Origin of the sequence: Bacillus safensis FO-36b (assembly GCF_000691165.1) — a bacterium.
Lineage (GTDB): Bacteria > Bacillota > Bacilli > Bacillales > Bacillaceae > Bacillus > Bacillus safensis.
Map to the genome: position 1 here is coordinate 183,480 of NZ_ASJD01000005.1, position 22,695 is coordinate 206,174.

23 protein-coding genes are annotated in these 22,695 nt (G+C 41.0%); 5 read left to right on the top strand and 18 right to left on the bottom strand.

Going from position 1 to position 22,695, the window contains the following annotated elements; all coding sequences use genetic code 11:
* Positions 1–14: 14 nt before the first annotated feature.
* Both BA81_RS13065 and BA81_RS13070 read right to left on the bottom strand, forming a co-directional pair.
* Complete coding sequence (locus tag BA81_RS13065) at positions 15–449, bottom strand: DUF86 domain-containing protein (RefSeq protein ID WP_034282630.1); 435 nt, start codon at positions 447–449, stop codon at positions 15–17.
* A gap of 19 nt (positions 450–468) precedes the next feature.
* Positions 469–744: a YutD family protein gene (locus tag BA81_RS13070; protein ID WP_024423368.1), complete on the bottom strand. Its 276-nt coding sequence runs from the start codon at positions 742–744 to the stop codon at positions 469–471.
* 120 nt (positions 745–864) lie between these two features.
* On the opposite strand from BA81_RS13070, the gene BA81_RS13075 reads away from it, so the two are divergent.
* Positions 865–1,497 (top strand): YhcN/YlaJ family sporulation lipoprotein, encoded by a 633-nt coding sequence (locus tag BA81_RS13075; RefSeq protein WP_034282633.1) that lies wholly within the window; start codon positions 865–867, stop codon positions 1,495–1,497.
* 39 nt (positions 1,498–1,536) lie between these two features.
* Here BA81_RS13075 and lipA read toward each other — a convergent pair whose 3' ends face one another.
* The gene (gene lipA, locus BA81_RS13080) at positions 1,537–2,433 is read right to left on the bottom strand and encodes a lipoyl synthase (RefSeq protein WP_008360456.1); all 897 of its coding nucleotides are present in this window, start codon (positions 2,431–2,433) and stop codon (positions 1,537–1,539) included.
* A 326-nt stretch (positions 2,434–2,759) separates the two neighbouring features.
* Between lipA and BA81_RS13085 the strand changes: the two genes are divergently transcribed.
* On the top strand, positions 2,760–3,704 hold the full coding sequence (locus BA81_RS13085) for a M23 family metallopeptidase (RefSeq protein WP_227001745.1): 945 nt from the start codon (positions 2,760–2,762) through the stop codon (positions 3,702–3,704).
* Positions 3,705–3,730: 26 nt separating this feature from the next.
* On the opposite strand, the gene yunB is transcribed toward BA81_RS13085, so the two are convergent.
* The 4 genes from yunB to BA81_RS13105 all read right to left on the bottom strand — a co-directional run bounded on the left by yunB (position 3,731) and on the right by BA81_RS13105 (position 7,235).
* Positions 3,731–4,495: a sporulation protein YunB gene (gene yunB / locus BA81_RS13090; protein ID WP_034282711.1), complete on the bottom strand. Its 765-nt coding sequence runs from the start codon at positions 4,493–4,495 to the stop codon at positions 3,731–3,733.
* A gap of 75 nt (positions 4,496–4,570) precedes the next feature.
* Positions 4,571–4,876 carry a YunC family protein gene (locus BA81_RS13095; RefSeq protein WP_034282637.1) on the bottom strand — a complete coding sequence of 102 codons (306 nt, stop codon included), beginning with the start codon at positions 4,874–4,876 and terminating at the stop codon, positions 4,571–4,573.
* A gap of 67 nt (positions 4,877–4,943) precedes the next feature.
* Positions 4,944–6,317, bottom strand: a complete 1,374-nt coding sequence (locus tag BA81_RS13100; RefSeq protein WP_034282638.1) for a bifunctional metallophosphatase/5'-nucleotidase — start codon at positions 6,315–6,317, stop codon at positions 4,944–4,946.
* A gap of 66 nt (positions 6,318–6,383) precedes the next feature.
* On the bottom strand, positions 6,384–7,235 hold the full coding sequence (locus BA81_RS13105; protein ID WP_034282640.1) for a DUF72 domain-containing protein: 852 nt from the start codon (positions 7,233–7,235) through the stop codon (positions 6,384–6,386).
* Positions 7,236–7,540: 305 nt separating this feature from the next.
* Here BA81_RS13105 and BA81_RS13110 point away from each other — a divergent pair, with 305 nt between their 5' ends.
* Positions 7,541–8,710, top strand: coding sequence for a PucR family transcriptional regulator (locus tag BA81_RS13110; protein ID WP_034282643.1), 1,170 nt, complete (start codon positions 7,541–7,543; stop codon positions 8,708–8,710).
* Between the two features lie 64 nt (positions 8,711–8,774).
* On the top strand, positions 8,775–9,932 hold the full coding sequence (locus BA81_RS13115; protein ID WP_034282645.1) for an oxalate decarboxylase family bicupin: 1,158 nt from the start codon (positions 8,775–8,777) through the stop codon (positions 9,930–9,932).
* A 64-nt stretch (positions 9,933–9,996) separates the two neighbouring features.
* Here BA81_RS13115 and BA81_RS13120 read toward each other — a convergent pair whose 3' ends face one another.
* The 3 genes from BA81_RS13120 to BA81_RS13130 all read right to left on the bottom strand — a co-directional run bounded on the left by BA81_RS13120 (position 9,997) and on the right by BA81_RS13130 (position 13,582).
* The gene (locus BA81_RS13120) at positions 9,997–10,725 is read right to left on the bottom strand and encodes an NPP1 family protein (RefSeq protein ID WP_034282647.1); all 729 of its coding nucleotides are present in this window, start codon (positions 10,723–10,725) and stop codon (positions 9,997–9,999) included.
* A 263-nt stretch (positions 10,726–10,988) separates the two neighbouring features.
* Positions 10,989–12,188 carry a tetracycline resistance MFS efflux pump gene (locus tag BA81_RS13125; RefSeq protein ID WP_034282649.1) on the bottom strand — a complete coding sequence of 400 codons (1,200 nt, stop codon included), beginning with the start codon at positions 12,186–12,188 and terminating at the stop codon, positions 10,989–10,991.
* A gap of 158 nt (positions 12,189–12,346) precedes the next feature.
* Positions 12,347–13,582 carry a pyridoxal-phosphate-dependent aminotransferase family protein gene (locus BA81_RS13130; RefSeq protein WP_034282651.1) on the bottom strand — a complete coding sequence of 412 codons (1,236 nt, stop codon included), beginning with the start codon at positions 13,580–13,582 and terminating at the stop codon, positions 12,347–12,349.
* 171 nt (positions 13,583–13,753) lie between these two features.
* Between BA81_RS13130 and BA81_RS13135 the strand changes: the two genes are divergently transcribed.
* Positions 13,754–14,632 carry an endonuclease I family protein gene (locus BA81_RS13135; RefSeq protein WP_034282653.1) on the top strand — a complete coding sequence of 293 codons (879 nt, stop codon included), beginning with the start codon at positions 13,754–13,756 and terminating at the stop codon, positions 14,630–14,632.
* Positions 14,633–14,645: 13 nt separating this feature from the next.
* Here the strand turns inward: BA81_RS13135 and BA81_RS13140 are convergent, their stop codons facing one another.
* The 8 genes from BA81_RS13140 to BA81_RS13175 form a co-directional block, all read right to left on the bottom strand.
* The gene (locus BA81_RS13140; RefSeq protein ID WP_034282655.1) at positions 14,646–15,389 is read right to left on the bottom strand and encodes an IucA/IucC family C-terminal-domain containing protein; all 744 of its coding nucleotides are present in this window, start codon (positions 15,387–15,389) and stop codon (positions 14,646–14,648) included.
* Positions 15,390–15,409: 20 nt separating this feature from the next.
* Complete coding sequence (locus BA81_RS13145) at positions 15,410–16,447, bottom strand: FecCD family ABC transporter permease (RefSeq protein WP_034282658.1); 1,038 nt, start codon at positions 16,445–16,447, stop codon at positions 15,410–15,412.
* Positions 16,440–17,456 carry a FecCD family ABC transporter permease gene (locus BA81_RS13150; protein WP_034282660.1) on the bottom strand — a complete coding sequence of 339 codons (1,017 nt, stop codon included), beginning with the start codon at positions 17,454–17,456 and terminating at the stop codon, positions 16,440–16,442. Before BA81_RS13150 ends, BA81_RS13145 begins: the two co-directional genes overlap by 8 nt.
* Before the next feature lie 73 nt (positions 17,457–17,529).
* Positions 17,530–18,483: an ABC transporter substrate-binding protein gene (locus BA81_RS13155; protein WP_034282663.1), complete on the bottom strand. Its 954-nt coding sequence runs from the start codon at positions 18,481–18,483 to the stop codon at positions 17,530–17,532.
* Between the two features lie 139 nt (positions 18,484–18,622).
* Positions 18,623–18,907 (bottom strand): hypothetical protein, encoded by a 285-nt coding sequence (locus tag BA81_RS13160; RefSeq protein WP_051627355.1) that lies wholly within the window; start codon positions 18,905–18,907, stop codon positions 18,623–18,625.
* Between the two features lie 173 nt (positions 18,908–19,080).
* Positions 19,081–21,231 (bottom strand): DEAD/DEAH box helicase, encoded by a 2,151-nt coding sequence (locus BA81_RS13165; protein WP_034282665.1) that lies wholly within the window; start codon positions 21,229–21,231, stop codon positions 19,081–19,083.
* Between the two features lie 4 nt (positions 21,232–21,235).
* The gene (locus BA81_RS13170) at positions 21,236–22,195 is read right to left on the bottom strand and encodes a HamA C-terminal domain-containing protein (RefSeq protein ID WP_034282667.1); all 960 of its coding nucleotides are present in this window, start codon (positions 22,193–22,195) and stop codon (positions 21,236–21,238) included.
* Positions 22,196–22,477: 282 nt separating this feature from the next.
* A partial coding sequence (locus BA81_RS13175; protein WP_034282670.1) for a phosphate-starvation-inducible PsiE family protein occupies positions 22,478–22,695 on the bottom strand: 218 nt, incomplete at its 5' end.

Below are 22,695 nucleotides of genomic sequence, written 5' to 3' on the forward strand. Positions count from 1 at the left end.
ACAACTCCAATGGTTTATTTAAACGCTGATACTGGGCCAAGCTCCTGTTCCAAGTAGGTACGGATGCGGCTTGGAAAGACCTCTAGCGCCTGCTCTACTTCGCTGATCACCTGCAATAAGTCATGATGAACCACTTCCTGATATTGCTGCACAAGTGTTTTGCGGGATGAGACAAGCTTTTTCAGCTGACTTCCTTCCACTTCTGGTACAACCTTTTCATCAACAAGTATATCCATGATGTCATCATAGCTTCCTGGGTCACGCATAATAAAGCCATCAATCATGTCATTTCCAGTATCAAGAATACATTCGACGAGCAAATGAACAATTCGTTCCAGCGCTTTTTTCTCTAGAGGACTTGTCCATGTTTGATGACTCTGCATCAATCCATATTGCTCCTCGAAAAAACGTAATGTCTCTTCAATCTTTTTTCTGTCTACGAAATACATTATGACGCTCCCCTTTGCGTTATTTTCTGATTCGCTTTAAGACAAAATAGGCACAGCCAAAATTACAGTATTCATAAATGTATTCATCGAGTGTGCTGATTTTAGTATCAAATGTGGCCTTTTGGTTTTGGTCATCAAAGAACCCTTTCAGCCTGAGCTGATTATAGCCCCAGTCCCCCACAATATAATCATACTTATTTAAAATATCTGAGTACCTTGCTTTAAACGCTTCTTCATTAAAGCCGTCTTTGATATCTCTTACAAGATCAAAGGTAGCATTCTGAACGACGATCATCTTCTCACCTCTTTTTAAACGATCCATCTTTAATGATAATTCATTGGAAGAACTCCATCAATTGCTAAAGCATGTTTTTTCCGATTTAGACGAAGCTAAAGGAAAAAGGAGGTCACATTTATGAAGAAACAACTGACAGCCGCGATTCTCCTCATGCTTTTAGGCGGGTGCGGCTTTCAATCAGGTATGAACCGGCAAGTGGATGAAGATTCTTCAAGTAAAACCATCCGTCTGTCGGATCGTCATGAAGGAAATAATTCCAACATGCCAGAAGCAGATACAAACAGAGCAGGATATGTTCGTTATCAGCGCCAGCAAGTAACGGATCAAAAAGAAAGAACCCCTGCTTTAAATCGTGAGCATCTTGCCCACGTGATTACAAGTTTAACGGTGCAGCTGCCAAACATCAAAGATGCAGCCACACTTGTGACAGATGAGGATGCACTCATCGTGTATCGAACAGGAAACAAAAACCGTGATGAATCTGCCGATCAAGTAAAGAAAACGGCGGTTTCTGTTCTCCCTCGTTATTATCATGTATACGTCTCTGATAATCCAGAGCACTTTCAATCCATTGCCAATTTTTCACGTCTTCAAACCAATTCACGTGATTTTGACCAAATTTTAACCAAAACGATTCAGCAAATGAAGTATTCCCCTCAAGGCGGGAACATATCGAATCAAGAAGATGCAAATGGGATGACGAATTCCGACCGTACGATGAGAAGAAACGCCCCTTACGGCCAAAATTAATACGAGAAAAAACGCCAGAGAGCTCTGGCGTTTTCTTTGTTATGCTTGCGCCTGACGTTTTTTAGACGCTTCGTTTACTTGTTCATCTGCATGGTAGGAAGAGCGCACAAGCGGCCCAGCTTCACAGTGGCTAAAACCTTTTGACATCGCAATTTCCTTCAGCTCTGCAAACTCATCCGGATGGTAGTATTTTTGAACTTTCAAATGCTTTTTCGAAGGCTGTAAATACTGGCCAATCGCCATAATATCCACATTATTGGCAAGAAGATCATCCATGACTTCAATGATTTCTTCCTTCGTTTCACCAAGTCCAATCATAATGCTTGATTTTGTTGGAATGTCTGGCTGCATTTCTTTTGCACGACGCAAGAATTCTAATGAACGATCATATGTAGCACGCGCACGAACTCTTGGCGTTAATCTGCGAACTGTTTCAATGTTGTGATTTAAAATGTCAGGACGAGTGTCCATTAACGTCTTCAAGTTATCATAATTACCGCCCATATCTGAAGGGAGAACTTCAATGGTCGTGAATGGGCTTTTTCTTCTAATCGCACGAACGGTTTCAGCGAACACACCTGCTCCGCCATCCTTTTGATCATCCCTTGCAACCGCTGTTATGACAGCGTGCTTTAAATTCATTAAGGCTACTGAATCTGCCACGCGTTCTGGCTCTTGCAGGTCAAGCTCAGTCGGAAGTCCAGTTTTCACCGCACAGAAACGGCATGCGCGCGTACAAACAGATCCAAGGATCATAAATGTAGCGGTTCTTCTCACTGCCCAGCATTCATGAATATTCGGACATTTTGCTTCCTCACAAACGGTATGCAGGTTGTTTTCCCGCATCATTTTCTTTAAACCGGTATAGTTTTCATTCGTATTCAGCTTAATTTTAAGCCAGTCCGGTTTTCTTACGTGCTCTTCCTTCTTTGCCAATTCCATCATCTCCATATGAATTCGTTAAAGGTGCATCTACAAAAATCTTCCTGCTATATACGATGGATGCAGCCAAGAAGCTGCAAAAAATTGAATCTTCGGCCTAAAGCCTTTTCTTTAGACACTTTAACATAGTACAGATTGAACAACAAGGGAATGAGCTGCAAAAATACCCAAAAGCCTCCTAAAAAAACAGAAGAAAATTACTAACATTTTCTTCTTATGAAATAGAGTGATCTAACCACACTAAACGGTAGAAGACAATGCTCGATGAAAGGAGATGGACGTTTGTGAAAGTGGTCTTAGCCATCATGATTGCTCTTTCAATGCTCCCTTTACCTGTTCATGCAAAAGGGACGGGCAAGCAGCCAGATGAATTGAAGCAAAGAATGGCCCTTTATGAAAAAGTCTCCATCACAACACAGGTTCCATGGTATGTACTTGCTGCAGTTGATCAGTATGAACACAATATTCGAAAAAGCAGAAGAGATTTACCGAAACAAAAAGGCGTCATTGGCATCTACATTCCCCGGGAAATGTGGATTGGACCAGAAAACCCGAATAAACAGGATACCTCTCCTTTAAGCATTAAAGTGTTTGACGGAATTGGTCTTGATGGAAATGGGGATGGCAAAGCAAGCAGCGATGACGATGAGGATGTATTGTTCACGTTTGCTCAATACTTGCTTCACTACGGCAGCAGCATTGATCAATTAAAAATTGGCTTATGGGACTATTATGGACGTGATCAAACCGTTGGAATCATTTCATCTTTTATGAAGCTATTTAAGCACTACGGCCATCTTGATCTTGGAAAGCATGCTTTTCCTCTTCCAGTTGGAGCTGACTACAGCTACCGAAGTACATGGGGAGATGCGAGAGGGTTTGGAGGCAGAAGAATTCATGAGGGAACCGATTTATTTGCCCATTATGGACTTCCCGTTCGTGCGACATCGTATGGCGTGATTGAAATGAAAGGCTGGAACCGTTTTGGCGGCTGGCGGATAGGTATTCGAGATATTCATAATCATTATCATTACTTCGCTCACTTAAATGGCTTTGCGAAAGGACTCAAGACAGGTCAAATTGTTGAACCTGGCCAGGTGATTGGGTCTGTCGGAAGCTCCGGTTACGGTCCTCCAGGCACTGCAGGAAAGTTTCCGCCGCATCTTCACTATGGCATGTACAAAGATAACGGCAGAACCGAATGGTCATTTGATCCATATCCTCATTTGAGGGCGTGGGAAAGAGCTGAACGGAAACGAAAGTAAATAACAGCCCAATCATTGTTGGGCTGTTATTCCTTTTTCTCCTTTTTCTCTGGGAGAACAATTGATGGAGCACCTGAGTTTGTTCCGCTGCCATTATAATAATCTGGTACGTCTCCTTGAACGGCTTGTATGGAGACAGGAACAGAGTTTTTAACTACAATTGTTTCAGAAGCAAATGGGATAATGACTCTTACCTTGACCTCGATCAGAACACTAATATCAATCAAGGCATTGTTGATGCCATAAGGCTTAATGTTTTTTTCAACGTCCGTATGCGGATCACCAATCACACTAAAGCGCACAGGCACTTTTGGTCCGAGGTTGGCGATGAGTGCATTTCCGGATGCTTGCCCAAGCGGAATGTTATATATAATGCCGTCATGTCCATCTGTTTGATCCTTTAATGCTTCTTTTGCCTCTTTTTGAAAGTTCCCCTTTTCAATGTCCTCTAAATTTTTTTGAAGATGACGCGAGAGGTCAGCCATTGCTTTCGATGTTGCTTGCGCATTAAAATCGATGGTCGTCACTTTTCCGTTCTCACTTGTATTCATAACCACCATATCCTTCATATTCTCCTGATCATCTGCAAAGTCTTGCACTGAATATTGTATGAGGTGATTGGCGATGCGCTCTGTTTCGAGTTCAGCAATGTGAATAAGGGTAGGTTTAATGGATCGGTTGATAAAAAATAAACTAATCACGGTTGAGAGCACAAAGAATAAGATCGCAAGCAGCATGACGTAACGAAATGGCAAAGGGCCCTTCTTGTAGGGGCGATAACGGCGGTTCATTCTCAATAAAAAATCCCCCCTTCTCCATTACATGTGTATGCAGACAGGCGGGGGGATAGGAATCATCTCTCTATTTTATTTCACCATTTTTAATAATGCATCTCTTCCAATTGTTCCAGCTGAGATGCCCAGCGCTTCTGCGGCGTATGTCACAGATTCTAAAGGAGCATCGAGCAATTGCTCAATGGTTCTTACACCAACTGCTCTTCCTGCAATAATTCCTCTATCTGCAAGCTTTTCATTCAAGAGCCCGACATCCAGTGCACCGCACATAATATACCCATGTTCATTTGATACTGCCATAAAATTTGTCTTCGGCAGCTTGACGGTGACCGCTGTAAAGGAATGGCCATCAATTGTAATAGGTGTTAAATTCACCAAATCCCTTCACTCCTCTCATCACAATCTATGTGAAAAGAGGGCGCGTGTTGTTAGGCTGAAGCGGATTTCAAGTGGCTTCCTTCAAGCGCCATGTCAGAACATCACGTAAAAATTCAGGCATGAAATATTCAATGTGTTCGTGATCACGGATATGAGGAAAAAGAGAGCCTAATGTATACATATCGACTGTGCCAACTGTATAGGAGGCGTCTTTTTTGATCAATTGACCATGTACAAAGACATCCTTCACCCGTTTAGCATCGCCTTCTTCTAACGTATAGCTGAGTCCGCTATATAGCATTTTCCCCATTAGCTCACCTCTAAATCCGAAGCCTTTGATGCGCAGCTGTTCCATTTTTTCTTCACAGCCCCGTCGAACTGTTTCGATCAGCTGTTGACCGGTAAGCGTCACCCGAATGGGATTAATGGGATGCGGACATATCCGGTGGATTTCTTCTCTTGTGACGATCCCTGCCTCTAATGAATCAAGCACCATACCTGCATTCATCATGCCAATATCTGCTCCGCACCAATCTTTAATGGCATCTGTTAAGAGCTGCGGAAGCGGAGATTCCTCGAACCACTTCGTTTCTAGCTTCGACTCAATCGTTGTCACTTTTTCCTGCATGAGTGCTTTCGCTCTTCTTTCTGCTTGCTGTAAGGTGGTGATGGCTTCATCTGATTCACTGATGAGCTGATCTACTGACTGTACTGTCGCTTTTTTCTCTATCAGCTCTTTGCGCGCTGTATCGATCGTCAGCTCAACACAGCCAATATAATGCCCATACTTTTCAGCGCATGCAAGCAGCACACCATTGTCCATTTCACCTTGTTCTAACAGATGATGCGTGTGTGAGCCTAGGATGATGTCGATGTCAGGGAAATCACGGGCGACCTCTCGATCATGGATGATACCGAGATGGGATAAAAGCACAATGACATCTGCCTGTCCCTTCACTTCCTGCAGCATGTCCCGTATGCTGTCAAACGGATCAGTAATGTTCCAGCCCAGCTTTTCATATACAGGTGTATACGCAATGGTCACGCCTAAGAGACATATCTTCAGTCCGTTTTCCATTGTGATCATATGATAGGGCTTTGCCCATGATGGCCTTTTGCCTTTCTCAAATAAATTAGACAGGACCACTGGAAATTGTGCATTCTCATATAAGTGATCCAGCTGATCATGGGGCAGCGTAATGCCTTCATTATTCCCGATCGTGACTCCATCATAGCCAAGCTGATTGAGGAGCTTGACGTTTACCTTTCCATAATCCGCTTCGGATACGAGGTTCACTCGATCCATATGGTCGCCAATATCAAACAAGAGCATCTGATCGTGAACTTGACGCTTTTCTTCAATATAAGCTGCAATTTTTGGCCAGTTCTCAAAGTGGCTGTGCAAGTCGTTTGTATGATATAACCATAGCTTCTGCAGCATGTTGATCTCTCCCTCAAGTTGTCACTGACCGTCTCATTCAGGTTGAAAGCTTCAGTCAGCTCTCGGTTAACTAAATAAATCTAACTGCTTCGGAGACAGGTTTGAATAGGTGATATCCAGCAAATCAATCATCTGCTGGCCATTCGCCGCTGCATCTCCGCCAGAGTTATTATTAAACACGACATAGACATCTTTCGATTGCTGATGCAGGATGTCGAGATTCTTTTTCCACTCTTTTAATTCAGCTTCATTATATAAATATAAGTATCTTACTTCACGCCAATTCTCATGGTCTGCCGGGTGAAGCCAGCCCTGTTTATTCCTCCCGTGAAATCGGACCAAGGTTTTATCACGGTGTGTAGCTTGTATGACTGGCGGAATGGAGCCTTCTCCGACTTGCGGTTCATCACAGACGGAATGAATCCATCCTTCCTTTTCCATAAAAGACAAAGTCTGCTCATAAAATTCCTCTGAAAACCATGTACGGTTTCGGAATTCGAGTGCACATGGAATATCGCCCATCTTCTCCTTACACCATCTTAAATAGTGAACGTGCTCTTTTTTGCAATCAAACCAAGGTGGAAATTGAAAGAGCACCATGGCCAGTTTCCCTTCACGAATGAGCGGAGTCAGCGAAAGAATAAATGCATCAAACATGTCCTCCTTCGAAGCAAACGGAATCTCGCCCCTTTGATGTCCAGTCATTCCTTGGTATGCTTTCACAACAAATTGAAAGTCATCTGGCGTATCCTTTATCCACTTTTCATGATTACGCTCAGGCTGAACCGCATAAAAGCTGGCATCCAGTTCCACAATCGGAAACGTTGATGCGTAGTGAAACAGCTTTTGCGCGCTGCCGATTCTCGGCGGATAAAGACTGTCATGATCTCCCCAGCCAGTTAATCCGATATAAATCATGTTTCTCACCTCTTGCCACTCTCATGTATAGACGGCTTCCTCACATCAAAGCCTTTATTCCTTGTGATACCCATATTTCTGAAAGAAATTCTTCTGTCTACAACATATCATATTTGCTCGTAATTCTGAATGAAGATGACTGGCGGCACGTGATTTTGTCCTGACGCTCTGTTTGTTTGTTATATGAATTGACAACTTTCTATCTAAAATGATTTTAGCTGATAACATAAAATGCATATCAGAGATGTTGACAGTGATTGTCCATTTTTTTATTCATCTTCACCAATAAAGGAGACCCAGTGGATATGAACATAGACGATAATCAGTTTGAAATTTTACAAAAATTGGCCAAAAAGATTCACAAGCCCATCTATTTGTTTAACCAGCATGGACGTATTCTCTATACCTCGCACCCCATGATCACGAGCCTAGAATGGATGCACATTCTCCCCTTTTTCCAAAGCAGGACAACTCATTCTTTTTCAATGATACATGCAAAACAAACCTTTTCCATCTTTCCAATTGATCTAAACGAACAAACATGTGATTATCTGGTCATCCCTTCTTTCATTCACCCGCAGAATAAAACATTGCATGGGATCATTGCAAAAGCAGTAAACGAAATGTCAATTGCACGTATGAGACAATATGCCGCCCTGCAAACGGCCAAGCGTGCCAGAAATGAGGGCTTTCGCAAATGGATAGAGAGGGCATCGTCTTCTCAGCAAGATCCCTTACATTTCGCTCAGGCATTTGGATTAAACGCCGAATGCCGCTATCTATGTATGATCTGTCAGCTTGACGAGCGCAGTGATACCACATGTTTTATGAAGCAGCAAATGGTTTTGGATCAAGTGGTTGATCTGCTCGAAAGTGCACTTCCAAGCTGCCCATTTCCTGCTTTTCTGTTTTTAAAAGGTGATATGGGTGTTGTATTGATGGAGGAGACTGGCAGTTGGCCAGAGGTTAGCGGCAGGCTCAGCTCTTTTTTTAAACAGTTGCAGATGCTTGTTAAACTGCAAGTGAATCATACTATTTCTTTTGGGGTGAGCTTGACAGGCTGCCTCATCTCCCATCTGTCTGAAGGCTACAATGAAGCATTAGAGGCTCTTCAAACAGGACATCTCTCATCGCGTACTGAATATATTCAATTTTATCAAGCGAAGGATGTGCCAGATTTACTAAGGCTCATTCCAAGAAAGGATATGATCACGTTTCACCAGCTCCACCTTCACCCGTTATCTGAACCATCACAAGTCGATCAAAGCCTTCTTCACACCTTATCTGTCTATTTAGAAACCCATTGCCACATTTCAGAAACAGCCAAACGATTGTCCATTCATCGCAACACGGTCATTTATCGCCTCGAGAAGTGTGAAGAATTGCTTCGAATCAGCTTAAAAGATTCTGACGCAACATTGCGGCTGCGCTTAGCATTCCGTATTCAAATGTTTCTCTCATCCCATCCTGATTGAATTTTTTCTTCTGAAACTTCATATAGTTTGGAGGAGAAAAATGAGACTCAAGGAGGGATGATAAATGGATGATGAGCTCCGTCACATCCCGCAGCCCATTCGAAAGGATGGCGCGGGTGCCACCGACTTAGGCCCGCGCGATGTCCTTCGAGATATAGAGAACCCAGATATGCTCGTTCCCCCTAAAACCGATGCCGGAACAATCCCCAATTTAAAATTTTCATTTTCTGATACACACATGCATTTGAATCACGGCGGCTGGTCGAGGGAAATTACAAAGCGGGAGCTGCCGGTTTCAACAACGATTGCAGGTGTCAATATGCGGCTCACACGCGGAGGTGTTCGTGAGCTTCATTGGCATAAGCAGGCGGAATGGGCGTATATGATTTTAGGCAAAGCCCGCATCACATCTGTAGATGCAGAAGGGCGAAATATGATCGCTGATATAGAAGAAGGCGATTTGTGGTATTTTCCACCTGGTATCCCGCACTCTATTCAAGGACTTGAGGATGGTTGTGAGTTCCTTCTTGTATTTGATGATGGCGATTTTTCTGAATTTGATACATTCACGATCACAGACTGGTTTGCCCATACACCGAAAGAGATTCTCTCCGCCAATTTTGGTGTTCCTAAGAAATTGTTTGACCATATTCCGAAAAAGCAGCGCTATATGTTTCAAGGCTCGCCGCCGTCATCCTTAGAAAGCCAAATGGTATCTGACCCATACGGCAGCATTAAGCCGCCATTTACGCACCAGCTTCTTCGTCAAAAACCGATAACGACCTCTGGCGGAACCGTCCGAATTGTCGATTCACGGAATTTCCCGATTTCAAAAACGATTGCGGCTGCACTTGTTGAAGTAAAACCTGGCGGCATGAGAGAAATGCACTGGCACCCTAATAATGATGAGTGGCAATACTATTTAACAGGTACAGCTAAAATGACGGTCTTTGGAGCAGGAGGTACTGCCCGCACCTTTAATTACAGAGCAGGTGATGTTGGATATGTTCCTTTTGGCATGGGGCATTACATCCAAAATATCGGCCAAACGAGCCTTTGGTTTTTAGAGATTTTTAAAAGTGACCGGTTTGCAGATATTTCGTTGAATCAGTGGATGGCCTTAACCCCGCCTCAATTAGTGAAAGAGCATTTACACGTAGATGAAGCGATGATTCGTGCGCTTCATAAAGAAAAATCACCTGTCGTGAAATATGAGAGATGATGCGATTTTGTTTATAAAAAAACCGATCATTTTTAGATGATCGGTTTTTAATCATGGTTAACCCTTATCGATACCACGCTTTTGCTAAATTGTTTTTAAAGTTACTATCTTTGAAAGGTACGTTTGCACTACCAAAGTCTGTTGTATTCAGTGCATGTCTTGCAGCCGGCGTTAGATCATCCCAGCCAATTAAAGGCTGCATTCCTTTTCCGCTCACATTGCCGCTTACATTCAACTCATGATTTAATGGCCAGTTGCTATCATAACCTACTAAAGGATTTGTCCCTAAAATACTTGCTGCACTCGGTGCTACTTTCTTATATTGTCCATGACCTGAGTAAGCAATCGATTGAACACGCGGATTGACTACAGATGGATTGTCAATCCAAACGACAATGGATTCCCAATCATGACGATGACCTAAGCCTGGTGAAGGATTATCTTTTGGGAAATACCAAGCATACATAATCGCCCAGCTGCCATTGTACCAATCTGAACGTGAATATACTTGACCGATATTACTGCTGCATCCACCATTATGTGAACCGCTCGTTTTTAACCCTCTGCTTGTGTTTCCAGCAGCATCTACAGCTGGGAATGGTACACATCCATGCCATACTTTTAAATAAGGTTGAAATTTTTTCGCCGCTTTTTGTGTAACAGTTGTTGGGTTGACTTCTCTAAAACCAACTACCTTGTCATGATCAATTTCTGCCGCATGAACTGCTGAAGGCACTGCTGTACTAGACATGGTGACGATAAAAAATATAATGGCAAAAATAAACTTCTTCATTTTCTATCCCCTTTTCTCTTGATTATCTCAGTTACCTCATGCTGTCGAGATTGATGTTACCATTGCGGAAAAAACCAATCAATCACTTTTTACATAAAATGTATAATTTAGTATTTTATTAATGGATTCCCTCTCAGAAAAAGATTTAAATATTGATAAACTCTACTATTCATTTAGATAAAATATAAAACATATACTATTTCTAATTGAAATTTTTCTAAATACATTTCATTCAATAAAAAAAGACTGTAGATCAACTACAACTACAATCTTCCTTGCGCTGCATGAGCATGCTGCACTTTTTTCCCCCACACGATGGATGCAGCGAAGCTTACGCAAAGCACCAGTGTTCCAAACATAAAAGGAAACTCAATATTCATATCAAATAATATACCCGCAAGACTCGGTCCGATGATATTGGCAAGGCTCATAAAGGATGTATTGAGACCGCCTGCTACCCCTTGCTGATTGCCTGCCATCTTGGACAGCAATGTATTGAGGGCTGGACGGACGAATGACGTAGCCGATAAAAATAAAATCGAACCTGTAAAAATCAACCAAAAGGACGGCGCAAAACGGCAGGCGATCAGCATGAAAGCCGCACCTAACAGCGCATAACGCACGACTCTCATCTCCCCAAATCGTTTCACACAAACATTCACTAACGCACCCTGGACAAGCACCCCGGCAAGACCTGCAACTGTAATCACAAACGCAATATCCTTCGGTGAAAATCCGTGTTTTTGGTCTACATATAAGCCGAAAATCGATTCAAAATGAATGATTCCGAAATTGAGGACAAAGGCCAATATAAACAAAAAGCCATAAGATGTCCTTAGAGCCTCGATCATTTGTACAAAAGGATTGAAATGAATATCCTTGTTGAGCCGCGCCTCTTCCTGTTTTTCCTTTGTTAATGTTTCAGGTAAGAAGAGGATGGATAACAAAGTAGAAAGAGCAGCAAAGGAACCGGCAATCAGAAATGGAAATGCGATCCCGTACTCAACCAAATAGCCGCCTACGCCCGGTCCAATGACAAAACCTAGTGTCATCGCTGCACTGAATAGACCCATTCCTTTCCCTCGATCCTTTTCACTTGTGATATCAGCGATGTATGCAAACATGGCCGGCATGAGCAAAGCCCCAGCAGCACCGCCTAAAAACCGAGACACGAACAGCATCCAAAGCTGATCAGCAAAAGCAAAAATAAACTGAGCAATCGTAAAACCCGCAATCCCCGCAATGATCAATTTTCTTCGTCCAAATCGATCGGTCAGTGCCCCGGCAACCGGCGATAACGCAAATTGTGTAAAACCTGTTGCAGCGACAAGAAAACCGAGTGTTTTCCCTGTTGCACCAAAGGCTTCGATGTAACTCGGCATAACAGGTACAATGAGGCCAAAGCCAAGCATGGCAATAAAAATATTGAGCATCAAAATGTATAATCTGCCCATCTTCTTCATATAAAAACCTCTTTCTGCAAAATAAATGAAAATGATGACAAAAGTGGTGAGAACTTCTTCAGTATAGCGATAACCTCATCTATAAGTCTAGTTTTTCAAAAATTAGCGTTCTTTTCCAAAATAAAAATACCCGCCAATGGCGGGTATTTTAGATATCGTTATTCAGCTTGTTCATAGATAGAAAGAGCCGCCTGAAGCCCTGCTCCGCAATGGATAGACGCACCATGTTTGATGAGGATCGCTTCAAGCCCTGCTAACACAAACAGCACATTTTCCTTTCGGCAGCTGTAGCCCATTGTCCCAATTCTCCATATACGGCCGGCAAGCGGTCCAAAGGAGCTTGCAATCTCAACCCCAAAATGATGGAGCAGGTCGGTACGGACCGCTTCTCCGTCAATACCACTTGGAATGACAATACAAGTCACAACCGGCATTTTACAATCTGGATCACCAAATAATTCAAGCCCCATTGCTTCAAGACCTTTCATCAAGGCTTTCTCATGAAATGCGTGCCTTTGAAAACGTTCAGACAGCCCTTCTTCCAGCACAAGACGAACCCCTTCTCGCAGTGCATAGAGCATCGTTGTCGCTTCTGTATGATGATTTAATCGTCTTGGGCTCCAATAATCCTGAAGCTGGCTTAAATCAAAATAATTGCTTTTGATTGGAGAAATGTCCATTTGTTTTTGTAATTCATCCTGTGTCGCAATGCCTTTTTCTACTTTCTTTCTCGATTCAATGACAGCTGCGACCCGGTCATTATACGTAATAGGTGACATACCTGATGGAACAGATAAACATTTCTGCGTGCCGCCAATCGCCGCATCAATTTTCCATTCATCCACTTTTACCTCGACACCGCCAATGGTTGCCACAGCGTCTACAATGAACAGCGCATCAAGAGCCCGGCATGCTTGCCCGATTTGCTTGAGCGGCTGTAATCGCCCGGTGGATGTTTCCCCATGAACCATGGCAACGATTTTAGGCTTGACCTGCTTTATTTCTTTGATGATGTCGTCAGGATCAAAAACCGTCCCCCATTCACATTCCATTGTATGTACCTCAGCACCGTAGCGCTGTCCTATTTCAATGAGCAGGTGACCGAAACGGCCAAAGACAGGCACAAGCATTGAATCTCCCGGCTCAATCACACTGGCGAGCACAGCTTCAAGCCCTGAACGTGACGTACCGTCGATTGGATAAGCCCATTTGTTTTCTGTTTGAAAAAGTGACCGCAATAAGGTCATTGTTTCATTCATAATGTGTGTAAATGCTGGATCAAATTGACCGAGAATTGGCGTGCTCATCACACGGAGCACTCTCGGATCTACTTCAACGGGTCCCGGTGTCATAATCGTTCTTGAAGGTGTTTGCAGTTCTTTCACGTGATCCATCCTCTCCCTTGCTGTCCATCCTTATAAGCCCACTTATACAGGAATACGCCTAAAATAGCAATCTCTTTTCCTATGAACTTATTACATAAAATTTACTAGAAATCCATTTATTTCTTCATGGCAATATGATAGAAATAAAGAGAATACATTCCCTATCAAGGAGGAAATCGAATGAAAAGAACTTTATTTGGAACTGTGGCCGCCGGAATCATGATATTCGGCACATTCGCCGCCCCGCTGCCTCCAGCTGCAAATGCTCAAGGTTTCAATCTGAGTGAACCTAGTCAAACGATCACCTTTTCCCCGTTACAGCTTCAAAACGAAACATCTGCACAACAAACGCAAACTGCCGCTACAAGTCAAATCGATTCCTATTACCAATCTGCTGCTGGCAAGTCAGGACCCGCTCTTAAGAAAGCCTTACACGATATCATTGATGATCATACGCAGCTCTCCTACAGCCAGGTTTGGAATGCATTAAAGGAAACAGATGAAGACCCCAATAACCCAAACAATGTGCTGCTGCTTTATAGTGGTGCCTCCCGCTCAAAGCAGTCGAATGGCGGAAATGTGGGCCAGTGGAACCGGGAGCATGTCTGGGCCAAGTCTCACGGCAATTTCGGGACAAGCCAAGGGCCTGGGACAGATCTCCATCACCTTCGTGCGGCAGATGTGCAAACGAACAGCACACGCGGAAATTTAGATTTTGACTCGGGTGGTAATGAATACAAAGGAGCGCCGGGCAACTTCTACGACAGCGACTCATTCGAACCTCACAACCGGGTCAAAGGAGATGTCGCGAGAATGCTCTTTTATATGGCGGTTCGCTACGAAGGCGATGACCGCTTTCCAGATTTAGAATTGAACGACAAAGTGAATAATGGAAGCTCTCCCCTTCACGGCAAAATGTCTGTACTTCTCAAATGGCACAAGCAGGACCCAGTCGATCAAATCGAACGGAACCGCAATGAGATTATCTATCAAACGTATCAGCACAACCGCAACCCTTTTATTGATCATCCTGAATGGGCAGGCGAGATTTGGGAATAAAAAAAGGGCACTGCTACGAGCAAGCAGTGCCTTTCTTTTGTTCAAGCGGACAAACAAGACAATAATCGAGACTCTCCGATTTTTTCTCAAGCTTATAATACATACAGCAGGTCTTCCGGTTGGATGTTTCTAGTAAACTGTCGTCTAGGTTTAGGCTGTGCTGAAATGGATTTTGCTGAGCTCCGAATACATCACCAGCCGCTTGCTTCAGATACAGATAATCCTCCCGCACACGCTGCTTCACCGCAGGTTCTTCCGCTTCCCGCATCATGCTTCGATAAAGAGAGTTGATTCGAACCGCTACATTTTCCCATAAAATACGATAAGAGAGTTTTGATGTGCGGTTCAGCACGTCTAAAAGAGGCGTGACACACTCCGTAAACAGTGCACGCACGACCTTCTCTCTCCACTCATGCCGGTCTCCTTCTAGTGGAACAAACGAAGACGCCGTCTCATCCAATTCAATTTTCCGATCCTCTCTAAATGCACATGCTGCTGGTGGAAACTGATAGACACCGTCATACAGCGTCATCAAGTATAAAGAGGAACTGACGGCTAAGTAGGCGTACCGCTTTGAAAACATAGAAGCTGCTACCGCAAGATTCGGTGCATGCATCGCTTCCTTTTCAGCTTCTAATAAACGCATGACGGCTGCTTCTGAAAAAAGCGCAGCAAGTGTGCGATCAGATGTCATTGGTCCATTTGTGATGTGTACCCCAAAATCAAGTAATTCTCTCTCAACCCACTCTGGCCTCATATCAAACCCCCCTCTTCTGTTTATCGATTGCGCTGTTGATATAACAAATAAATAAAGAATGGTGCACCAATGGCCGCCGTAAATACACCTGCTGGGACGTCTAACGGTAGAAATGCGGTTCTAGCCACTAGATCAGCCAGCATCACGAGAATACTTCCAACAAGCGCAGATGCTGGGACAAGTGCTATGAAAGAACGGCCAATAATCATCCGTGCAACGTGCGGCGCCATGAGTCCAACAAATTCAATGCCGCCTGCAAATGCGACTGCAACACCAGCCAATGTCACACTCATCAGGAGAAAGAATAATCGTTTCGCCTGCACTTTTACCCCGAGACCTGTTGCAAGATCATCGCCAAGTTCTTTTACATTCATCGTTCTTGCTAACACCATGACAATCGGTAAAATGATCATCACCCAAGGAAGCATCGCAGTGACGTCTTTCATCGTAGAACCATATAAGCTGCCCGTCAGCCAGATGTATGACTTTGTCGTTGTCATCGTATCACTAAGTACAAGCGTAAACGTCACACATGCCTTCATAATGGCAGAAATCCCGATTCCCATCAGGACAAGTGTGATCGGCTTGACCCCTTTTTTCCATGAAAGCAAATAGATCAGGCACGATACTGCAAAAGCACCCGCAATCGCCCATAAGGATTGATAAGCAATGGGCACAGTGCCCATCCAAAAGACAATGAACATAATCGCACCAAACGAAGCACCACTTGTAATTCCAATGATGTCAGGTGATGCCAGCGGGTTGCGGATCAATCCTTGCAAAATAAGCCCTGATACCGCAAGCGCGGCTCCGACTAAGACAGCCAGCAGCGTTCGTGGAATCCTCAGCGTATTTAACACAAAGGAATTTCCCTCTCCCTGACCGATTAAATGAAGCAGCACATCGACCGGCTGAATGAACCGGCTTCCCATACTGAGACTGAGAATAAATAAACAAAAGGCAATGGCCGTCAATAAAAGTAAAATCAAAAACGTCCGCTTTGAAAATTGAAATGAAATGCGCCCGCCTTTAGAACGCACTGTATATGTTTTAGCCACCTGTCTTCAACCCCTTGCGCACGAGATAAACAAATAGAGGCGCTCCTGCTACCGCCGTCATGACACCAATCGGCACTTCCTGCGGCATGATCAGAAAACGAGCCGCCAGATCCGCGGCAAGTAAAAGCGACGCCCCCACTACGGCACAATACGGCAGTACCCAGCGGTGGTCAGGCCCGACAAGCTTTTTCACAATATGCGGCACAAGAAAACCAACAAAACCAATTGAACCAGCAACAGCGACGGAACCACCTGCTAAAAAGACAACGAGTACACCCATCGTTATTTTCAGCAGCAGTGTACGCTGGCCAAGTCCTTTGGCAATATCGTCTCCCGACAAAAGAACATTAATAGAACGTCCCAGAAGCAGCGCCACAATAGTCGCACCTAAAATATAAGGCAAAACAGGGATTAACATATCAATGCTTCTTCCAGACACTGAACCAGCCATCCAGAACAGAATACTTTGAATCGACTGTTCATTCACGATTAAAAGACCTTGTGTAAAAGACGCAAACAGTGCAGATATCGCCGCACCCGCAAGGACAATTTTGACCGGCGTCAATCCATCTCTTCCAATGGAGCCCAATAGAAAAACGAGCATCCCAGCAATCGCTGCGCCTAGAAAGGCTGTCCACATATAGCCTGTTAACGACTCTGTTGAAAAGAAAACAATCGAAATCACGATAAAAAATAGCCCGCCTGCATTAATTCCTAATAAATCAGGCGCCGCAAGCGGATTTCTTGTCAATGCCTGCATGAGTGCACCTGAAATCGCCAGGCTAGATCCAACGACCGTTGCGATTAAAGCTCTTGATAATCTGGATGTCATGACAATGACACTGTTTGGATCCGATTCATCAAATTGAAGAAAAGCATGGATGGTGGCTTTGAGGGAAATAGAGGTTTGCCCAAGGGAAATACTGAGCATAAAAAAGACCAACATCAACACAATGAATCCAGCAAAAAGCAGTGCCTTGCTTGAATCCTTTTTTAATAAACTTCTCATCTGATTCCCGCTTTCAATCTGTTATGGAAAAAAGGAGAAAATGGTATGTTCACATTTTCTCCTCTGTTATGTCTTATTTATCAATTCCTAGACGATCGTAAATATCATCAAGCATCATGTTTGCTGCGATAATACCGCCGCCCATGTTCCAAGTGATTTCATCTACTTTATGCACTTGTTTCGCTTTCACTGCGTCAAGCTGCTTCCATAAAGGATGACTCGTCCACTCTTTATATGCTTTTTCAACTGCTTTATCCTGATCATCCATAAAGTAATAAATCACATCTGCATCCATTTGTGGAATGCTCTCTTTGTCTGTAAGTGTAATGATGTCTTGCTTTTTATCTTTGACATTCTTAGGTCCTTCAAAGCCTAGCTCTGTTAAAATGGATCCTGCGAAACCAGTTTGATAGATTCTAGCATGATCTGCACGGAAGTTCACCACAGATACACTCATCGGCCAGTTTTTGATGTCTTTTTTCGCTTTTTCTTTGAAATCAGCGACGCGGTCATCCCACTTCGTCAGCAATTCTTTTGATTTGTCTTGCTTGTTTAATGCTTCACCCATTAATTTCACTGTGTCTTTAAAGGTGAACACAGTTTCAGTTGCAACAGTTGGAGCGATTTCTTTCAGCTGATCAAAAATTTGCTCGTGGCGGATTTTCGATGCAATGATCAAATCAGGCTTGAGCTTTTCAATTTCCTCTAAGTTTGGCTGTGTTTCCTGCCCAACAATTTTAACATCCTTTAAGTCATCTCTTAAATATTTATACGTAGGTGCTTCAAGCCATGATTCAACAACACCTACTGGTTTAATGTCCATAGCGACTGCTGCATCCGTTGCTCCTTGGTACAGTGTCACCACACGTTTAGGCGATCCTTTAATTTCAGTTGAACCGATAGCGCTTTCAACGGTTCTTGTTTTCTCTTTACTATCTGACTTGCCGTTACTGCTATTGCTGCCGCAAGCTGCAAGTAAAACGATGGAGAGCACAACTAAAAGCGACCAAAAAGATTTCTTGAACATGTACCTCACCTATCCATTCTATATGTAGTCATATCGTTTGATAACGATTCTCATTATCACACTATGATTTTATCATAGAAAAGGATGGTGTCAATGTAAATTTTTAAGAAAACAGGAGAGTGTTGACTAGTTGTTCATGCTAAATAGAAGCATTCCACATTTGGATCGTCCTGCCAATCTGTTTTCCTGCTTCTAGTAAAACCGACAAATGGGTATGTCCTTCAAGCACTTGATAGACTGATTGCTTTTTAATTGGTTCCATCGGCAGCTCATGATAGTGGAGAAAAGTCTCGACGTCATACAGTTCATCCTTGCTGCCTACAAACATGCCATATGGCCGATCCATCTTCGCAAATTGGTTTTTAGGTGTAGATGGGGTTAAGGCATGGTCGTCAATAGAAGTGGATCCTGCTCGACCACCCATGCAGGATAGTGAAAACGTACGGCTTCAGAATGACTCATCAGCCCCCCTTTTGTCATCGCAGACAGAACGAACTTCCATACTTGAACGGTTGCAAAAGGGATTTGAGTATAATTCGTCTTATTAGATTTATAACCAAAGTAAGAAAAACCATTTGTATAGTTTCTGACACTATCTTATAGCTCGTTTAATTTTTCTTTTTCATATTCAATTAAATTGGTATTTGATGAATCAGCAATATTTTTAGCTTCAGAAATTAATTCTTTAATATCTATTCCCTTAGAAAATTGGTTTTTAATTTTATTAATAGCACTAGATGGTACCCCCATATCTAACAAGACTGAAAAATCACCTTCTACCCCTTCATTCTCCAATTGAGAAGCAACGTATGAGTAATCTCCTGATTTTGACACTCCATTTATTTTACATATTTCCTTCTGTAATGAATCTACGACCTCAAGCCACTTAGGAACTTTATAAGAAATCCAATGTCGCTGTTCTCTAAAATAATTACTAATTGCTTTATCTATCAGTTGTTGTTTTGTCAACTTAGTAAATTGATCTTTTAAATATTTGTACTCTTTATTTAATGATTCTTTTACTGACTTGCTTCTTAAGCTATTATATACAACTACAGGTAATTTTTTCTTTGTCATAGGCCTAGTTGTTTCTGTTTCCTTCAATAAGTTATCCCAACAAATATCAGTTATATATTTAACTGCTTTAAATGAAGGTTCACCAGTCCATAAAATTAGCTCTGGATTAGATCTTAGCGTGGTTAATATACTTTCTATAATCTTTTTTTGTCCACTTACAGAAACAGCATTCTTTTTTATAATGGATAATAACCTTTCATCATAACTAGTAAGCTCTTCATATCTTTCAAGGTTTTTTGCTTTAACTTCACTTTTATTAAAATTAATTAATATTTCATCTGAAATTTTTTCTTGATCATAAAAAGGCATATCTAATTCAACTTTAGCTTTTTTGGGAATCGAATGAAAAACATACACATTCCCAGAGTAATGTTTCAATAACCTTCCAGCTCTTCCTCTTATATTAGAAAAATCAAAATAGTCTATTTCATTAGAACCTTTACGGTTATCAAAAATAAAAACATTTTTAGCAGAAGTATTTACTCCCTCAATTATAGTTGATGTACAGAAAAGTACATCTAAGTTCTTTTTATTAAAATATTCAATAATTGAGTGAGTTAAATGTTTTGGTATTGTTCCTGAATGAACGCCTATTCTCTGTAACAATAATTTATTATAACTCCAACTTGGATTAATATTTTCAGATATCCATTCATTTATTGGTAATACTGATTGTTTTTCTAGAAGCTTCTTCTCTTCTAAATAATCATAGTATTCCATTGCTATTTTTATTGCTCGATCAGGCGATGAGACATATACAATAGATTGTTCTTTTTTCTTTCTAAATAGCATTTCAAATAATTTTATCTTTCTATCTTTTTCTTTTAAACGTGGTTTGTTACTTTTAAAGTCTACTTTCACCAGTTCCACTCTAGTATCAACCAAGGAATAATCTGTTTTCACAAATTTCGCATTGTAATTTTCCTCAAAACCTGAAGAAATTGAGTCAATATTAGGGCCTATAAAATAAAAAGCTGTCTCTTTATTACTTAAAATTTTCTTTAGAGCTATATTTAATACATCTGATCTCTCATCATCTCGTGTTGAACTTATTTTATAAAATTCATCTAATATACAATAATCAATTTTGGGAAAGTTTTTAAACTCTAAAACCCGTTCAGCTGTTAAAATAAACAAATTCTTACCCTCAATTTTTTGAGATGTGTTTACAATCATATTGTAATTTTTATATTTTTTCAGTTTCAATCTAGTTTCATTAATTAAAGCTAAAGTAGGCTGGATAATTAAAATGTTCCTATGCTTATTACTAGCTACTATCTCCTCAATCAACAAACTTTTCCCAAAACTAGTTGGTGCACTAACAACAATATTCTCCTTTCTTTTTAAATAATTAGAAAGAATTTTTTGTTCTTTATGGAAAACTATATTTTCTATGTTTTCTGAATAATGATATGCTTGTCTAATTTCAGAAGTAATATCTAGTCTATCTTTTATGTATGGGTAGAAGCCCTGACTCTCAGCTATATCTAGCCATATATCTTTTGTATCATTATTAACATAATCCCAAATTTCTAAAATATGAATTAGTATCTTCCTTGCCTCATTTTTTTTATCACTTAAAGATAAATTTGAAACATACTTCGCCAAAGAAAAGCTATCTTGAAAATTTAAATTATTGATATTATAAATATTTATATCTTCCCAATTCAATTTTCTATCCCCCTATTCCTAAAGATTGAATGATTGATAATTTATTATGTAGTTTAGAGACAAGTTCTTTTTTACTCTTTACTGGCATAAGTATTACAATAATATTTAATTTACTATAGAGGGGATGTTTGTTTCCTTTTTCCATAAATCTTTTATTAAGGTTTCTAACTTCTTCATCAAATCTTGTTTCAAACGTATCGTAATCATTTTCATAGGAATCTAAAGTAGAAGTTTCATATGCACAAAACATAGGTATAACAATATTTTCTAATTTTTCCGAAAGACTAGTATACTTGTTTAATAATTCTATCCAATATTCAGAATTAAAACCTTTTGAATCAATAGTGTCCCTAGAATCTTCAATTCTTTTGGAGATTATATTGAATTCACTTTCAAAATAATTGGAATTAAAATGGTCAAACAAATCTTTTACTAATGCATCAATTCCACTTTTCCCATCAGTATATAATTTAGATTCTCCTAACCAGAGAGTTTTTGTATCTGGTTGAATATGAATGGAATCAAATCCATGAACAGCATGTCCGTATGAATCTTTAAAATAAATTTTAGCTATTAAAGGGTAAGTTCCAAATAAATATTTTAAAATTGAATGAAGAAATAATTCACCAAATTCCCCTCGTCTAAGATATTTATCATCTATTTCATCCTCTATTATTTCTCCACGTTTATATATTTCAGCTACTTGTTTAAAATTGGTCACTCTGTAGATAGATGCTGCAGCTTCTATTAATACTGGAAGTATTTCATCCACAGAAATACTTTCACCTTTATGAAAACCGAAGGCAAAATTGGGTAACTCTTCACACATTATCTGTACAAATTCATCTATTCGTTGAGTTAACTCTCCTGAAGAACCAATATCAAAATCTATATAATACGAATGAAAATTAGCTTCTGATATTTTACATGAAAGAATTTTTTGAACTTTGTTTTTCTTATTCATACCTAGCCTCTCATAATCTTTTTTCTTATTCTCCCACTAATCCCAATTTTTTTCAAACTTTTCTCGCTTGTCCAATAGCCTTTTAAGTTTGATGAAATTATATATAATTTATTATAAGTTCTTAAAATATGGATAGCTTTAAAGCTTTTTAAAAGTTTATTTACAGCGTAGGTTCTTTTGGCACCATCGTAGCAATGTCAGGATTGCTTAATGTAACATCTAGGCGTTTCATCCATTAACACATACAAAAAAAGACGAACGTCCATCGTTCGTCTTCTTTCCTTACTTCACTTCCTCATGCTCTTGAGCAGCATATCTTTTGCTCGCGATAAAGAGTGCACAGGTCATGGCAAGAATGGCCAGCGCCCACCAGAACGTCGACACTGCCTCTTCATGATCAATGATAATCAAACGGTTGACAGCCGTGATCCCTATATATATATAATAGCGAAGCGGAAAATGAAAGTTGGATTTAAAGTATTTAATAATTAAGGCAATAA

What these genes read in the sequence shown, in the direction of transcription:
- BA81_RS13065 (WP_034282630.1), bottom strand. Translation starts at nt 449, where the DNA reads ATGTATTTCGTAGACAGAAAAAAGATTGAAGAGACATTACGTTTTTTC.
- BA81_RS13070 (WP_024423368.1), bottom strand. Translation starts at nt 744, where the DNA reads ATGATCGTCGTTCAGAATGCTACCTTTGATCTTGTAAGAGATATCAAA.
- BA81_RS13075 (WP_034282633.1), top strand. Translation starts at nt 865, where the DNA reads ATGAAGAAACAACTGACAGCCGCGATTCTCCTCATGCTTTTAGGCGGG.
- BA81_RS13085 (WP_227001745.1), top strand. Translation starts at nt 2,760, where the DNA reads ATGCTCCCTTTACCTGTTCATGCAAAAGGGACGGGCAAGCAGCCAGAT.
- yunB (WP_034282711.1), bottom strand. Translation starts at nt 4,495, where the DNA reads ATGAACCGCCGTTATCGCCCCTACAAGAAGGGCCCTTTGCCATTTCGT.
- BA81_RS13100 (WP_034282638.1), bottom strand. Translation starts at nt 6,317, where the DNA reads ATGCTGCAGAAGCTATGGTTATATCATACAAACGACTTGCACAGCCAC.
- BA81_RS13105 (WP_034282640.1), bottom strand. Translation starts at nt 7,235, where the DNA reads ATGATTTATATCGGATTAACTGGCTGGGGAGATCATGACAGTCTTTAT.
- BA81_RS13110 (WP_034282643.1), top strand. Translation starts at nt 7,541, where the DNA reads ATGAACATAGACGATAATCAGTTTGAAATTTTACAAAAATTGGCCAAA.
- BA81_RS13115 (WP_034282645.1), top strand. Translation starts at nt 8,775, where the DNA reads ATGGATGATGAGCTCCGTCACATCCCGCAGCCCATTCGAAAGGATGGC.
- BA81_RS13120 (WP_034282647.1), bottom strand. Translation starts at nt 10,725, where the DNA reads ATGAAGAAGTTTATTTTTGCCATTATATTTTTTATCGTCACCATGTCT.
- BA81_RS13125 (WP_034282649.1), bottom strand. Translation starts at nt 12,188, where the DNA reads ATGAAGAAGATGGGCAGATTATACATTTTGATGCTCAATATTTTTATT.
- BA81_RS13130 (WP_034282651.1), bottom strand. Translation starts at nt 13,582, where the DNA reads ATGGATCACGTGAAAGAACTGCAAACACCTTCAAGAACGATTATGACA.
- BA81_RS13135 (WP_034282653.1), top strand. Translation starts at nt 13,754, where the DNA reads ATGAAAAGAACTTTATTTGGAACTGTGGCCGCCGGAATCATGATATTC.
- BA81_RS13140 (WP_034282655.1), bottom strand. Translation starts at nt 15,389, where the DNA reads ATGAGGCCAGAGTGGGTTGAGAGAGAATTACTTGATTTTGGGGTACAC.
- BA81_RS13150 (WP_034282660.1), bottom strand. Translation starts at nt 17,456, where the DNA reads ATGAGAAGTTTATTAAAAAAGGATTCAAGCAAGGCACTGCTTTTTGCT.
- BA81_RS13155 (WP_034282663.1), bottom strand. Translation starts at nt 18,483, where the DNA reads ATGTTCAAGAAATCTTTTTGGTCGCTTTTAGTTGTGCTCTCCATCGTT.
- BA81_RS13160 (WP_051627355.1), bottom strand. Translation starts at nt 18,907, where the DNA reads ATGGGTGGTCGAGCAGGATCCACTTCTATTGACGACCATGCCTTAACC.
- BA81_RS13170 (WP_034282667.1), bottom strand. Translation starts at nt 22,195, where the DNA reads ATGAATAAGAAAAACAAAGTTCAAAAAATTCTTTCATGTAAAATATCA.